We start from the raw sequence: 15,342 nt of genomic DNA, 5'->3' as shown, positions 1-15,342 counted from the left end.
GTGAATAAGTGCCTTAAACGGCGCTATTTTGTCGAAACCGGATCATCGGTATGAAATAGCGGACTTTTTAGGTCTTATTTTTGGGAAAAATCGGGCCAAACTATATTTCGGGGTCCGCACTAGTCCAATAAGGGCTTTTAGACCGCTATGATTCCCCCGGAGCCGAGTCGGGCCGAAATAGCGCCCCAAAAGGCCGCTAAGCTCGGCGGGTGACTGGGAAATTACGGGCACCAGAAATGCAACGCTGCTTTTATATAAACAAGGACAAAGTGAACAAAATGCGGTTTGGCCACAACCGGGCAAAAAATGATAAAATAAGAGCGTCCCACCCCGGAGAAGAAACGCTAACATGAAGACAGGTGAACTTAACTATGGAAAAAGACCCCGTGAATCGGGATCGTTTGATCGATAACTGGCTGTCCTTAACGCAGGTTCAGGCGAGTATCGCCAATCGGTTGGAAGCGGCCTTGCAGGAGAACCATCAGTTGTCCCTCAAAGAGTTCTACCTGCTGATGTTTTTGTCCGAAGCCGCGGAGCAAAAATTGAAACTGCAGCAATTGGAAGACCTCGTAGGTTTAAGCCAGAGCGCCATCTCCAGGCTGGTCAGCCGGTTTGAAGCCAAGGGGTGCGGAGCGCTGAGAAGAAATGTCTGTGAAGATGATCGCCGAGCCGTGTACACCTGTTTAACGCCGATCGGTGCCGAAAAGCTGGAGAAGGCCATGCCCACTTTTAAGGCGACCCTCGCGGAAGCCTTCGCGGGCGAAGAATTTCAAAGGATGGTCCTTTGCTTTCTCTCGAAAAAATAGAGCCAACCCCGGGCCGACGGAAGTTTTGCGGCCAGGGGCGGGCTTGACGGAATGGTTTGTAGCGTGCTAATTTATATGCATGCGCATGCAATTTATTGACTTGCATCATAAGTTCGTTTCATGGATATTCTGGATGTAGATCAAGAAGGAGTGGTATTCACTATGGATCATCTGTTCAGTGCCTACAAGCTTAAATCGTTGGAGTTAAAAAACCGCGTTGTCTTGCCGCCGATGTGCCAATATTCCGTTACGAAAAAAGACGGGATCGCGAACGACTGGCATTACACGCATTATGTGAGCAGAGCCGTGGGCGGAACCGGATTGGTTATCATTGAAATGACGGACGTGGAGCCGGATGGCCGCATTTCCGACTATGATTTGGGTTTGTGGTCGGACGACCAGATCCCGCCCTTGGCGCGTATCGTGGAAGCTTCCCATCAGCACGGCGCGAAGGTGGGCATCCAAATCGCCCACGCCGGGCGGAAGGCGGAAGATGCCCCGGTTCCCGTGGCGCCTTCGGCGATTCCTTTTGACGAGAAGTCCAAGACGCCAAGAGCCTTGACCACCGAAGAAGTGAAGGACATGGTGGAAAAATTCCGCCTGGCCGTACGCCGGGCCGTTCAGGCCGGCTTCGATACGATCGAGCTTCACGGCGCACACGGTTACTTGATTCATCAGTTTCATTCCCCGCTCACGAATCAAAGAACGGATGAGTATGGTCAGGATTTGACCCGATTCGGCCGGGAGGTCATTGAAGCCGCCAAAAGCGAAATGCCTGCCGGTATGCCGCTGATCATGCGTATTTCCGCTCAGGAGTATGTGGAGGGAGGATACGGCATTAAGGAGAGCCTTGAGTTCTCCAAAGTCTATCGTGAAGCTGGCGTGGATATGTTCCACATCAGCGCCGGCGGAGAGGGGCCGATTGCAGCTTGGGGCAGACCGGGAACGCATGCCGCCTATCAGGTTCCTTTGGCAAGAGATATCAAGCATACTCTGGATGTTCCGGTAATCGCGGTCGGCCGGTTGGATGAGCCTGCCTTGGCCAATGCCGTCATCGGCAACGGTGACGCGGATCTGGTGGCCGTTGGAAGGGCCATGCTGCGGAACCCTTATTGGACGCTGGAAGCGGCGGTGAAGCTCGGCAAAGAAACGCAAGTGCCGAAGCAGTATTTGAGCGGATTCCCAAGAGTATAAGCAAGCACGAAGCGGAAGCGAAGCCTTAGCGAATGTTAAGGCTTCGTTTTTTTGATTTTAGAGATTTGGTGGTCCGTTATCAGCCAGATCCTTAACGTAGGCCTGCCAAAAAAATAGGATTGACAACCGGCGGGGGAGAAAATATAGTAGGTACAGATGAGATCGATAATCATTATCATTTGAGGATAATGGACATCTATAAATATGAATCAACACAGAAGGAGACAAAAATGAAAAACAAGCTGTTCACCTTAACCTCACTCATCCTGTTGCTGGTTCTTAGCGCTTGCGGCGGCAATTCGGCCAATTCCGGGCAAGGCAAGTCGCCGGAGAAGGCAAGTGCTTCGGCGCCTAAGGCTGAAGCGGCGGAGCCGTCCGCAACCGGAACGGTCACCTATTCCTCGGAAAAAGGCCCTGTGGAGGTTCCCGCGAACCCGACCCGGATCGTGGCATTGACAAATGCGCCGAACGTGCTGTCGCTTGGGGGGACGCTGGTCGGCGTGGACGAATGGACGATGAAGAACCCGCTTTTTACGGAGAAGCTTGCGGGAGTGGATGTGGTTTCGGACGATGATCTGGAGCAGATTATGGCATTGAACCCGGACTTGATTATCACGGGTACGCATATGAAGAATCTGGACCAGCTGGAGAAAATCGCGCCAACGGTGGCTTATACCTGGGGGAAGCTGGACTATTTGGAACAACAGCTTGAGATCGGGAAGCTGCTGAACAAGGAGCAGGAGGCGCAGACCTGGATCGATGATTTCAAGAAGCGGGCCGAAGAAGCCGGACGGGAAATCAAAGCCAAGCATGGCGAAGATGTCTCGGTGACGGTATTTGAAACGGACGCGAAGAACTTCTACGTGTTCGGCAATAATTGGGCGCGCGGGACCGAGATTCTGTACCAGGCTATGGGTCTGAGCATGCCGGAGAAGGTGGAAAAGGATGCCTTGGGACCGGGCTACTACACGCTGTCTCAAGAGGTGATTCCCGAGTATGCCGGCGATTTTGTCGTCTTGAGCCGCAGAGCCGCGGACGACAATTCGTTTATGAAGACGGAGATGTGGAAGAACATTCCGGCCGTGAAGAACAAGCAAGTCATTGAAATCGATATGAACGCCTCGACGTACAGCGATCCGATTACTCTGGACTACCTGCTGGGTATTTTCAAAAAGGGATTCCTGGGTGAATCTTAAATAAGAAACTTAAAGCCTGCTACCGTTTGAGAAATGGAGCAGGCTTTAACTATCTCGTGGGAGCCTTGCTTCCTAAAAGCTTACGAAGAATCGCTTGCGAGTCTTTCTTTTTCGCCTTCTTACGGTAACGGAAAGCCTGGCGTCGATAGGAGCAGGCCGGACTGCCCCGCGCAGGGTGTGCAGCTTTCTTGTGTTACTCCATGTAACTTTGCTCCGACAACCGCTTCGGTCTAAAATCCTTAGCCGGATCCGCTGCTTGTAAATTCGCCTCTTGCTTTTGATGACGAGGCAGAACCCTATGTGCAAGGGAGAGCGGCAGAGGGGCCGGCAACGTTTGGAGGTGTTGCGCTTGTACCGGGAAGGCTCTCTATGGGGGCTGGGTTCTTTGCTCTTCTTCCGTCTATGGAGTTCCAGCGGCACCCAAAGGCTCTCTTTGGGGCGGAGAACAAAAACGGAGCTGTCCGTGAGTACATATTGTTCCTTCGTCATACTTCAATCTGAGCCGTAGCCTTGACCCGGTAAGTTCCCGGCTGTATATCGCCGAACAGATACAGCCCAGCGGCATTGGTTTGCGTGATCTGGACGACCGTCTCCACATCGCCATTCAGCGCGTACAGGGCCACCAGCGCCCCGGGAACGGCGGCACCGGTCGCTTGATCGGTGATAATCCCGGATAAGGTTCCCGTATTGGCATCCGGATCGACGGTCAGGTTGATGTCCAAGGGGGCGAATTGATTGCCTGTAATTATGACAGGGGCACTCTGATTGGGCAGAAACCCCAGAATGGTAGCTTGAACGAAATAGGTGGCGCTCGGCAGGTTGGCGAACAAATATTGCCCGGTTGAATTGGAAGATACCGTTCCGATCAGGGTGTTTGTGGCTCCATCGACCCTGAACAGGTTGATGGTGGCATTATTCACGGGCTGGTTGTTCGTGGAATTTCTCACAATGCCAAACACGGCCCCGGTGGTGGCTGCCGGATCCGGTTGCAGCGTAATTGTCACCTGAGTGGGCTGACTTTGGGAAACGCTGAGCGGAATCCGCGGAGGCGTAAGGAATCCCGTTTCTGCGGCAGTAATTAAATAAGCGCCGACCGGAATATTCGGAATGACAAAGAGCCCCTGAGGGTTGGTGTTCACATGCTGGACAGGCACACCTTGCGAGGTAAACAATTGGACGGTAGCCGCAGGGACGGGGGTGCCGTTGGCGAGTCGAACCGATCCCTGAATCACACCTACGGATGCGTTGGGGGCAGCCTGAAGCGCCAGGTTTACGCTCTCCTCATCATTTCCATCCAGCGTGAACGGCGGACTGGGCTGCAAAATATATCTATCGGTAATGGGCATGTCGACGACCTCCTTGTATAGATGCAATCACAATCAGTGTATGCGGCCGCGTCGAAGTAGTAATGGACGGCCATACCGGTTTATGTACTTTTTATATAAAATGAAATGACGTACGGAGATCCGACGCCCGCAATTTTTCCTGGCTTCAATTAGGGTTAATCCGGCCTCCTGTTGTTTAATATAAACGAAGAACATGGCCCGCCCAAACTAAGCAAATGGAGTGAACAGACATGTCGAATTCGCAGACAGCCCATCAGGAAGCGATTGAAACGGTAAGAGACTTAATCAAAGGAATCGATACGGCGATGTTAACTACCCTGACGGGGGAAGGTCTGGTCTCCCGCCCGATGAAGACCCAGGAGGTCGAATTTGACGGCGATCTTTGGTTTTTGACCATGAAGGACACCAATAAATACCGTGAATTGCTTCAGAATCCTATGGTAAATGTGGCTTACGTAGGGCAATCCTATGTGTCGATCCGGGGGGAGGCCGAATTGGTCGAGGACCGCGGGAAGATCAAGGAGTTCTGGAACGCCGCTTACGGCGAATTACTGGATACGACGAGCGACGATCCGAACCTCGTCCTGATCAAGATCAAAGCGGAAACCGCCGAGTATTGGGAAACCGGCAGCAAAATCAAAATGGTGAAGCGCCTGTTTTCCAAACTGACGGGAACCGAGTCCAAGACCGAGCTGAACAAGACGGTTGATTTGAATGGCGAATAGACCCATTGCGACAATAAATTACGGGGAAAACCACTTCTTTCTTTAGGAAGTGGTTTTTCTGCGGGTTAGTCCGGCAACATTTACGAGATGAACAGGGCAGCGGCGATCATGAGCATGAATAGCGCGTTAAGGGCCATGTAGGGCTTGTGCCTGGCTCGAACAAGATGGGCATGAATCGCCCCGAGCATCATTCCTCCCAGGAGGAGCGCGGACACCTTCAACAACTCCGAAAGCCAGAGCGACGCAAAAATGCCTGCCGCGCCCAATAGCTCCAGCGAAGCGATCAGGAACATCAGACCCATGGGATAGCGGTACTCGGTCCAATGCTGGACCATGTTTTTTGTACGGGCAAATTTCATTCCCGCCGACAGGACGAACATCACGACCAGAGTCCATTGGCCGATCAATAAGTAGTTCAAAGACGTACACCCCCTAGCGTTCTTGAAAGTGATTATAGTCTGAAATAAGATGGAGAAATGTAAGCCAGCCTACACTCGCTAAAAAAAGAGAGGGTCCGCATTGAACAAGCTCAAGTACTTATCAAGAGTTAACTTATTTCAAATCCTGGAGCCGCAGGACTATAACCAGGTGGAGCGGGATACCCGAATCGAACCTGTCGAAAAAGGGAGCCTTGTCGCTGCCCCGAACCCGGAAGAACCCCGGCTATACTTCGTGAAGTCCGGGGCGGTTCGGCTGTATTCGATGACTTTGGAGGGAAAGGAGCTTACGCTCGATGTGCTGACGGCGGGACATCTTTTCGGGGAAATCGGAGCGCCTGTCTCCAGTAGGCAGGTTTATGCGGTCACACTGGAGGATTCCGTCATATGCACGATGAGTTATGGGCAATTTAAAGCGCTCCTCCGGGAGAAACCGGATTTGGCCATCAAGTTCATAGAAATCATGTCCGCCCGCTTGGCGGAAGTCGAGGAGCTTCTGGAGCACATGGCTTACAGCAGCGTCAGAAAGCGGCTGTTATTTCTTCTGAATAAGCTTGCGGACAAATTCGCCGCTCCTTTGGCCGGGGAGGAGGCGGAGGCGGATCGGCCGGAATGGGTCCGGCTGGAGGTGGAGCTGACACATCAGGAGCTGGCCAGCATGATGGGAAGCACGCGCGAGACGGTGACCGAAGCGATGAACCGCCTTGCCGCCGAAGGCATCGTAAAAAGGGCGGGGCAGCGCAAACCGCTGTGGATTCGGGCGGACCGGGTCAGGGCCTTTTTGGCGGATTAGCGCGGAGAATGTCGAAAATTGTTCCACATGGAACGAAAAAAAGCAAAATGGCGTCACAGGGAGTGAGTAGCCATTACACTCCGTGACGCCGGCATGCACGGATATCCGCGTCTTACTCTTCCGTGGTGAACGGCGAGGCCGGGAGCCCTTCTCGGTTCACCAGATTGGCGTCCGCCGGGTTATTGGACCAGGCGTAGCGGGCATGAACCGGTACCGAGACACTCTCGTGCCTCACCACAACAGTGCTGCCGGAGATCTTCGCCTGTGCGGGGACAAAAACGTCATCCGTTCCGCACAGGCTGAATCCCCGCAGTTCCGTGTCCCGGCCGCGTATGGCGAGGCCGCCGCCGGCGTGGTCGAAATGCAGCCGGAGAGTATCTCCGGCGCGGTCCATGCCCGCATAAAGCGGACCGCTATGCACGATCCGTTCGTCGCCATAGGCGATTTTGGCGGCGCATAGGGCGAGCCGTTGCCCCAGCGTCTTTTTATCCTGAGGGTGCAGGTCGTTGTATTCTCCGATATCGATCGTTACCGCCATCGCCGTAACCGGAATCTCCAAAGATTTTCTTTGCTCCTCCCGAAGCACGGGCCAGTTGGCCGGGGCATCCCCATCGTCGGTTCCGAAATTGGCCAGCTGCGTGTAGATGAAGGGAAACTCGCCGAATCCCCACAGCCGCCGCCAATCCTCAACCAAAGTCCGGAACAGCCTGCGGTACCCCGCCGGGCGCTCCGTGTTCGATTCCCCTTGGTACCAAGCGACTCCTCGAATCCGGTAATTCCGCAGCGGATGAATCATCCCGTTATAACCCCCCGCGGGCATATATTGAAAAAAGGTCTGGGACTCCAGGTCTTCGGCAACCGCACCGACCCGGTATTCCCACGCGCCCGTCAGGTCCAGCTTGTACCCGCCGACCCTCAGCTCATAGGGCATATTCCGGATGAATTGCCCGGTGTTCTGCGTGCTGATGACGCGCACGGCGAGCGTGTTTTTACCCGGCTTCAACAGCCCGGCGGGAACCGGATACCGGCGCGGTGGATATTTATATCCGGTACTCCCGATCCGCATCCCGTTGATAAACGTCTCATCGGCATCCACGATGGTGCCGAGCTTCAAAAAAGCTTCCTCCGTCTCCAGGGCGAGGGATGCGGGGAGATCGAATTCTTTCCTGAACCATACTGCGCCCCGCATGGATTCGAGGCCGAGCTCCGCCCAGGAACCGGGCAGCGTCAATGTCCCCCATTCTCCCGCAGCCCGGTCTTTGCGGTACCAGTCCTCACGGAGTCCCGCATCGGACGCGTTCAGGCGTTCAAACCACCGGGCGCTGCGTTGTTCATCTTTTTCCTTGACAGCGGTTACAAATTGATCGTCTTTATTCTGATCCAAAAGGACGTCATAGCCGCCCAGCCGCCTCAGCGTCGGCTCGCTGATCCAGGCCTCGACCGGGGTACCGCCCACCGCCGTGAGAATGAGGCCGACGGGGACGTTATATTTTTCATATAAGGCTTTGGCGAAAAAGAACCCGGCTGCACTAAAGTCCAACACGTCCTCGGAGACGGCGGAAACCCAATGCCCCTCCGTCAAAGGGTCCCGCGGGCCATGAAAATCGTACGTTTGCGGAACGGCGAACTGTCGAATCCAGGGGAGATGGACGTCCGCAGTCTCGTCCGCCAGCAGGTCCAGCGTTCTCCGTACCGGCAGCTCCATATTGGACTGGCCGCCAAGCACCCAAACCTCACCGATTAAAATATCGCGGAGGACGCGCTGTTCTTCGCCCGCGGTAATGACCATTTCAAAGGGGCCGCCCGCCGCCAAATCCTCCAGAACGACGCTCCACCCCCCATCGGAGTCGGTTTGCGCGCTGTAGGTTTTGCCGAGAAAAGAAAGCTTCACGGTTTGCGCCCGGTCCGTTTTTCCCCAGATGTTCACTTTGTCGCCCCGCTGAAGAACCATCCCGTCGCTAAGAATACTCGATCGAATCATGGGTATCCGCCTTTCCAGGTTTATTCTCTGCCATCTCCTATTTCCATTCGCTTTAGCGGAGGCATTTCCTTCCCGGGAGGACAAGAAAAGGACCGTTCGCGGGAACGGCCCGAAAAATCTTGTGAGGGATATTTACGGCAGACTCAGTACACATCTTTGGCATAGCGCTTGTTTCGCTTCATGTCGGATACATAGGCGTCCGCGGCGTCTTCGTCCAGTCCGCCATGATCCCGGATCACGGTCCGGAGGGCGGCATCGATCTCTTTGGCCATGCGGCCGGCGTCTCCACAAACATAGAAGCGGGCGCCTTCTTGCAGCCATGCCCAAAGCTCGGCGCCTTGCTCAAGCAGGCGGTGCTGGACGTAGATTTTGTCCGCCTGATCGCGGGAAAACGCCGTATCGAGACGGTGCAGATATCCGTCCTTCCGGAAGGCTTCCAACTCCTCCCGGAAGTAAAAATCGCATGCCTCCCGCTGTTCCCCGAAAATCAGCCAGTTCCTGCCCGGGGCCCCGGCCGCCCGGCGTTCCTGCAGGAAGCCGCGGAAGGGGGCGATCCCGGTGCCCGAGCCGACCATGATCAGCGGCGCACGGGGATCATCCGGGAGGCGGAAGTAGCGGTTTTGTTGGATGAAAACCGGGATATCCATCCCGGGCTTGGTGAGGTCGGCCAAAAAGGTGGAGCAGACCCCTTTGCGAACTTGACCCCGATGCTCATACCGCACGGTGGAGACGGTAATATGCACCTCTTCCGGGTGCAGCTTCGGGCTGGAGGCGATGGAATAGAGCCGGGGCTGCAACGGCTTGAGCAGCCCGGTCAACTCCTCCGGGGTGAGAGGGGCCGGAAACTCCTCCAGCACATCGACCAACTGCCGGCCCCACAGCCAGGCCTTGAATTTGTCCCGATGGATCTCCTGCAGCAGATCCCCCAAGACTTCGGCCCGTATGCGCTCTTGAATAAACTGGAGCAACTCTCTGTTGATCCGGGTGATCTCGTAGTGGTGTCGCAGCGCTTCGGCGAGCGGGAGCGTGCCTTGGTCCTTGATGTGTACCGGGGCCAAAGGATCGAGCCTCAACGCACCGAGGAGCCTTTCCGCCAGGTTCGGGTCGTTGGCGGGCCAAACGCCCAACGCGTCGCCGGCCTCGTACGCCAGCCCGGTTCGGCGGAGATCGAAGGCGTAGTGGCGGGTTTCTTTTTCGGAGCCGGGCCGGTTCAGGAGCCGGTTAAAAAGAAGCCGTGAAGACACCGGCCGATCCCGGCCGGATTCGCCCGCCCCGCGCTCATCCGGATGGGGGGCGACGGCTGTGGCTGCCGCGGTCGCCAGCGCAGCCGCCGCCATGCCTGCGGCGGCGGTGAGGCGGGGACTGGCGGGAGAGACAACGGCCGGGGCAGCGGCGGCAAAAACACGAGGGCTCGGGGATTCGGCATCTCCGAGGGCCCCGTTTCCATCGCTTAACCGCTCCACAACCGCATCTGCCCAGGCCTCGGCCTGTTCCCGGTAATCCGTGTCGCAGCGCATACAGCTGAGCAGCCGTCGTCCCCCGAGCTCCGCCAGGCGGTCGTCCAGGTCCTGCCCGAAGCCGCAGAAACGCTCGAAGCTGGAATCCCCGAACGCAAGCACGGCAAACTGCAATTCAGGCAGCGAGGGGGCGTTCCCGCTCTTCAAGGCGCGAAAAAAGCTTTCCCCATTGTCCGGCGGGTCCCCATCGCCAAACGTACTGGCGATGAACAGTACAAATTGTTCGCCGGCCAATTCGGCCACCGGATAGTCGCTCATGCTGGTGAGCCTGACGGAATGGCCGGCTTTTTTTAGCTGTTGGGCGCAGTGCAGGGCGGCGCCTTCCGCGTTCCCGGTTTGGGACGCCCAGAGGATGGTGACGGGCGGGAATTGGGGCTTCTCCGCTTCCGGCAGAGGAACCCGGGAGAACATGCCGGCCAGCAGCCCGTCGACCCAATAGCGTTTGGCGGGCGGAAGCGGCGCGGTCGGCGGGAGCACCGGGACGGCGGGCACCGCCCGGGCATCCCCGCTCCGCAGGCTGGTCAGAAAGCCCGACAAATAAGCCTGCTCGTGCGGGTCGAGCGTCAAGTCGGTCAGCGGGTGGGGAAGGCCCAGCACATGGGTGAGCGCCTCCAACTGCTCCAGTTGCAATTGTTGTTGTTGTGCCATCGGTTCGGCCTCCTTCCGATAGGGTTGGTGATTCGGCGGCGTCTCCTCCACCGCTTGCCGCGGCTCGGCCGCCTTCTCCAGCGCGACGGCGCAGTATTTCAGCTCAGGCTGCAGGGAGAGGGGATCCACCGCATCGCTGGTGAGATCGTTGACGGCAAGATCGGGGCCGAACAGGTCGTTCCAGTGGAACGGGGCGAAGCAGGTTCCCACGCGCACCCGGTCGGTCACGACGGCAGGCAGGACCGCGCGACCCCGCCGGGAGGCGATGTTCACCCGGTCCCCATCCCGGATGTTCAGCCGCGCCGCGTCGGCGGGGTGAATCTCCAGGAACGGCCCGGGATTCAGCTTCATCAGCTTGGGGACTTTCCCCGTCTTGGTCAGCGTGTGCCATTGGTGCTGGAGCCGGCCCGAGTTAAGCACATACGGGTACTCCTCATCCGGCAGTTCCGCCGGGGGCATATAGGGCCGTGCCCAAAACACGGCCTTCCCGTCCGCGGTAGGAAAAAGGATCCGCGGTTCGCCGGGAGATTGGCGCTGCTGCGGGTCCGGGGCGACAGCCGATGCCGTCTTCGCCCGCCCGTTCAGGTAGCGGATCGGGCTCCGGCGGCTGGCCTCGCCCGGCGCGCTCGGCCACTGCACGGGCGCTTCCCGCAGCCGTTCGTAAGTGGCGCCCCGCAGGTCGTAGCCCGTTTTCGGGTTCCACGCCTGTTGGATTTCCCGGTACACCTCCTCCGAGGAGGCGTAGGTGAAGGCGTCGGCGTAGCCCATCTCGCACGCGACCGCGGCGATGATCCGCCAGTCCGGGAGAGCTTCCCCGGGCGGTTCGACGGCCTTTTGCATTAAAGTCAGATTCCGCTCGGAGTTGACCATCACCCCTTCGCCTTCGGCCCACAGCGCGCCGGGCAGCAGGATGTCCGCATAGCGGTTCGTTTCGGTCTCCAGAAAAGCGTCCTGCGCAATGACCAGTTCGGCCGCTTCGAGACCCGCGATCACGGTTTTGCGGTTGGGGACGGAGGCGACCGGGTTGGTGCAAATGATCCAGCAGGCTTTGATTTCGCCGGACTTCATGCTTTCGAACATGGAGACCGTGCCGCCGCCGGTCTCGGTGCGAAGCGTTCCGGCAGGGATCTGCCAGAGCTTCTCCACAAATCGGCGGTCCGCCTCTTCCAGCAAGGAACGCTGACCGGGCAGCCCCGGCCCCATATAACCCATCTCCCGTCCGCCCATGGCATTGGGCTGGCCGGTGAGGGAGAAGGGGCCGCTTCCCGGACGGCAGATGGCGCCGGTGGCGAGATGCAGATTGCAGATCGCGTTCGTGTGCCAGGTGCCGTGCGTGCTCTGGTTAAGGCCCATGGTCCAGCAGGTCATCCACTCGCGCGATTCGCCGATCCAGTCGGCTGCGGTGCGGATATCCGCTTCGGGGATGCCTGTGATTTCCGCCACCCTGGCGGGCGGGTAATCGTCCATAAATTCCGGGATTTGCTCAAAGCCGGTCGTATGCGCGGATATGAATTCCGGATCCGTGCGGCCGTTTTGGACGAGCAGATGCAGCAGCCCGTTCAGCAGAGCCAGGTCGGTCCCGGGCCGGACCGGCAAATAAAGATGCGCCTTATCCGCGGTCGCCGTCCGCCGGGGATCGACGACGATCAGCCGCGCTCCCGCTTTGACCCGGTCCATCAGGCGCAGGAACAGGATCGGGTGGCAGTCGGCCATATTGGCCCCGATGACGAAGAACAGCTCCGCCTGATCGATATCCCGGTACGACCCCGGCGGCCCGTCCGCTCCCAGCGAGAGCTTGTAGCCGCTGCCCGCGCTCGCCATGCAAAGGCGCGAGTTCGATTCGATGTGCCGGGTCCGGATGAAGCCTTTGGCCAGCTTGTTGATCAAATATTGGGCCTCCAGCGACATTTGCCCCGACACGTAGAAGGAGAGGGCGTCGGGCCCGTGCTTTTCCAGCACGCCGCGGAGCCGCCGGGCGGTTTCGCGGATGGCCTCATCCATCCCCGTCTTCACGGGGGCGGCCTCCCGGGAAGGGCGGAGATAGGCCTGCTCCATACGGCCGGACTCCGCCAGGGCTTCAGCAGAGGTGGCGCCTTTGGTGCAGAGCCGGCCGAAGTTGGCCGGATGCTCCCGGTCGCCGGAGACTTTGACGACACGGCCGCCGGAGACTTCCAGCACCATTCCGCACCCGACCCCGCAGTAAGGGCACACGCTTTTCACTTGTTTCGTGGTCATCCGAGTTCACCTCCCGCCGATTGGATTGAGATTGAAATACTATACTAGTGCTTCATCAGACAACCTTGTTTTACATAGAATTCCTGCACAACTGTATCTTTTCTTCTGTTTGGAACAAAACTTTTCAGACTCCTGCCATTCTAGGCCAACACCTTATCCTTTTCGGCGGAGCCCGCTTCCCTTTGACAGCCGGGCAGGTAGATAAAGGCCTTTTACGACGCTATTTTGCCGGATTCGGCTGGGCGGTGTGAAATAACGGCTTTTTAGGCACTAACGATACACTACCCTAACATGAAAGAAGAATATGGTTAAAAATGGGGGCCCTAAGTATAAATTCCTGCAAAAGGTCAGGCTTTCCGGCTGGTACTAACGCCTGAGAGGAGTCTAACGGCTGTAGCAGCCGCTATTTAACGAAAAGTAGCCCTTTCGAAATTCTAACGGTTGTGAGCGCCGTTATTCCCCTGGATTCTCGCCTTAACAGCCTGTTTATGCGAAAATAGGCGCCGTGGCGACCGTTAGAATGGGAAGTCGGCGTTTTCAGGACAAATAACGGCTGAGGCAACCGTTAGCGTTAATTTCGTCTTTCTTGCAAGGCTGCTCATGCGACGGAGGTTAGGGAAATGGGGGCGCCGGATCCAACTCGCCACACCGAGGCGACAAGTTTCAAAATAAGCAGCACCCTGTCAGGTTTGATGCAACTTCAGTGCTTTTTAGGGTCTTATTTTGGGAAAAAGCAGGCCAAACCCTGATTTCGGTGCCCGCAACAGGGAAATAAGGCCTTTTTTGACCGCTATTATCCCCGTGAGGCCGAGTCGGGCCGAAATAGCGGCCATAAGACCGCTATTACAGCGGGCGGCTAGGGAAATTGCGGACTTGGATTGAGATGTTCTGTGTGCTCGAGACTGCGTGCTTATGGAGTACCTTACTCCTGAAGCAGAGAATTCCCATTTTCTCCTACTGCGATGGCTGATGGGGCACTAGGTCTAGAACTGGACGCCGGATTCCGCTTTGGCCCAGGTTTTTTTCCAGGACCGGGTTACCGCGTAAAAAACAAGCGTCGTGAGCAGCACGATCGAGCCGACGACCAAAAATCCGGCTACCTGGGAGCCTGTCGACTGCTTGAGCGGACCGAGGACGTACGTCGGGAGCAGATAGCCGCCCAAGCCCCCGGCGGCGCCGACGATGCCGGTGATCACCCCGATTTCGCTGGAGAACCGCTGCGGAATAATCTGAAATACCGAGCCGTTCCCCATGCCGAGGCAGGCCATCATGATGCTGGTGTAGATCAGCATAACCACAAAAGAATCCGGCATGGTGGCGATGGCAAAGGCGCTGGCGGCAATGACGCTGTAGAGTACGAGCAGAAGCCGCATGCCGCCGATTTTGTCGGCGATCCATCCGCCCAAGGGTCGGAAGAAGCTGCCGGCGATCACGGTGATGGTCACGAGATAGCCGACCTGAATTTTGGTCAGACCGCCGGGGTGTACATGGTCGCCATAGACGTCGTAAAAGAAAATGCTCGCATAGTTGGCGAAGCCGACGAACCCGCCGAAGGTGATCGCGTAGAAAATCGAAAACCACCAGGTGTCGGGATACTTAAAGACGCCGAGATAACTCTTGAGCGGCTTGGGCGCGGGGCGGCCCGGCGCGTCTTTCGCCATAAGGGTGTAGGCGATCATCACGGCCACCAGCGGGATCAACGCAAAGCCGAATACGCTGTGCCAGCCGTAAGCCTCGGCGATCTGCGGCCCGAAAAAGGTCGCGAGCGCCGTGCCGCTGTTGCCGGCGCCCGCGATGCCCATCGCCAGCCCCTGGTATTGCGGCGGATACCAGCGGCTGGCCAAGGACAGCGATACGGCGAAGCTGGCCCCGGCGAAGCCGAGCAGAAAGCCGATCATCTGCATCTCCAGCAGGCTGCTTCCGCCGAGCCAGCCCCAGATCAGGGGGATCAGGGTCAGGGACATGCCGATCAGGCCGGCCTTTTTGCTGCCGATGCGGTCCGCCAGGATGCCCATCGGGATGCGGAAGATCGAGCCGCCGAGGATGGGAATGGCGACCATCGCCGCTTTTTGCGTATCCGAAAGGCCGAAGTCCTTCGTGATGAAGAGCGCCAGCGCTCCGCACAGCACCCAAATCATAAAGCTGACATCAAAGTACAGAAATGAAGAAAGTAAACTCGGGAAATGGCCGGCTTTGCGAAAGCTTTTTGCATCCATGGTGAACATCCTCCTTTTTCCAATTCAGTGGGTTGCATGAATCCTGCTGCCTTCTATCCATAATGTTATGTTAATTTACATTCCCTCCTCAGTTAGGTGTTTAAAAGCAAAAAGAGACCGACACCCGAAACCCGCATCCTGATGAAGAATGCGATTCCCGTTTATCGGCCCCATTGCCATGCGCAGCCACGCCCTTGTGGCTGACTCTGCTTATTTTGTTGTAAATGATGAGGGGGGTCTATCCGGCC

Annotated in this window: 10 protein-coding genes; 5 read left to right on the top strand and 5 right to left on the bottom strand. The window is 57.3% G+C overall.

Features of this window, described 5'->3' with window-relative positions:
* Positions 1 to 371 precede the first annotated feature (371 nt).
* From V4U88_RS06565 to V4U88_RS06555, 3 genes are all read left to right on the top strand, one after another.
* A complete protein-coding gene (locus tag V4U88_RS06565; protein WP_334072460.1) occupies positions 372 to 806 on the top strand; it encodes a MarR family winged helix-turn-helix transcriptional regulator in 435 nt (144 codons plus the stop codon).
* Between the two features lie 162 nt (positions 807 to 968).
* Complete coding sequence (locus tag V4U88_RS06560; RefSeq protein ID WP_334072459.1) at positions 969 to 2,000, top strand: NADH:flavin oxidoreductase/NADH oxidase; 1,032 nt, start codon at positions 969 to 971, stop codon at positions 1,998 to 2,000.
* Positions 2,001 to 2,230: 230 nt separating this feature from the next.
* Positions 2,231 to 3,196, top strand: a complete 966-nt coding sequence (locus tag V4U88_RS06555) for an iron-hydroxamate ABC transporter substrate-binding protein (RefSeq protein WP_334072458.1) — start codon at positions 2,231 to 2,233, stop codon at positions 3,194 to 3,196.
* A 485-nt stretch (positions 3,197 to 3,681) separates the two neighbouring features.
* Here the strand turns inward: V4U88_RS06555 and V4U88_RS06550 are convergent, their stop codons facing one another.
* Positions 3,682 to 4,542: an MSCRAMM family protein gene (locus V4U88_RS06550; protein ID WP_334072457.1), complete on the bottom strand. Its 861-nt coding sequence runs from the start codon at positions 4,540 to 4,542 to the stop codon at positions 3,682 to 3,684.
* 230 nt (positions 4,543 to 4,772) lie between these two features.
* Here V4U88_RS06550 and V4U88_RS06545 point away from each other — a divergent pair, with 230 nt between their 5' ends.
* Complete coding sequence (locus V4U88_RS06545; RefSeq protein WP_334072456.1) at positions 4,773 to 5,267, top strand: pyridoxamine 5'-phosphate oxidase family protein; 495 nt, start codon at positions 4,773 to 4,775, stop codon at positions 5,265 to 5,267.
* An 80-nt stretch (positions 5,268 to 5,347) separates the two neighbouring features.
* Here V4U88_RS06545 and V4U88_RS06540 read toward each other — a convergent pair whose 3' ends face one another.
* The gene (locus V4U88_RS06540) at positions 5,348 to 5,686 is read right to left on the bottom strand and encodes a DoxX family protein (protein ID WP_334072455.1); all 339 of its coding nucleotides are present in this window, start codon (positions 5,684 to 5,686) and stop codon (positions 5,348 to 5,350) included.
* Positions 5,687 to 5,786: 100 nt separating this feature from the next.
* Here V4U88_RS06540 and V4U88_RS06535 point away from each other — a divergent pair, with 100 nt between their 5' ends.
* On the top strand, positions 5,787 to 6,497 hold the full coding sequence (locus V4U88_RS06535; RefSeq protein ID WP_334072454.1) for a Crp/Fnr family transcriptional regulator: 711 nt from the start codon (positions 5,787 to 5,789) through the stop codon (positions 6,495 to 6,497).
* 112 nt (positions 6,498 to 6,609) lie between these two features.
* Here V4U88_RS06535 and V4U88_RS06530 read toward each other — a convergent pair whose 3' ends face one another.
* From V4U88_RS06530 to V4U88_RS06520, 3 genes are all read right to left on the bottom strand, one after another.
* A complete protein-coding gene (locus tag V4U88_RS06530) occupies positions 6,610 to 8,478 on the bottom strand; it encodes a sialate O-acetylesterase (RefSeq protein ID WP_334072453.1) in 1,869 nt (622 codons plus the stop codon).
* Positions 8,479 to 8,621: 143 nt separating this feature from the next.
* Positions 8,622 to 12,878, bottom strand: a complete 4,257-nt coding sequence (locus tag V4U88_RS06525) for a sulfite reductase subunit alpha (RefSeq protein WP_334072452.1) — start codon at positions 12,876 to 12,878, stop codon at positions 8,622 to 8,624.
* Positions 12,879 to 13,861: 983 nt separating this feature from the next.
* Positions 13,862 to 15,094, bottom strand: a complete 1,233-nt coding sequence (locus tag V4U88_RS06520; RefSeq protein ID WP_334072451.1) for a nitrate/nitrite transporter — start codon at positions 15,092 to 15,094, stop codon at positions 13,862 to 13,864.
* Positions 15,095 to 15,342 lie beyond the last annotated feature (248 nt).

Origin of the sequence: Paenibacillus sp. A14, assembly GCF_036864815.1 — a bacterium.
Classification (GTDB): Bacteria; Bacillota; Bacilli; order Paenibacillales; family Paenibacillaceae; genus Fontibacillus; species Fontibacillus sanfengchensis.
The sequence above is the reverse complement of the archived record's forward strand: the minus strand, read 5'-3'. Positions and strand labels throughout refer to the sequence as shown.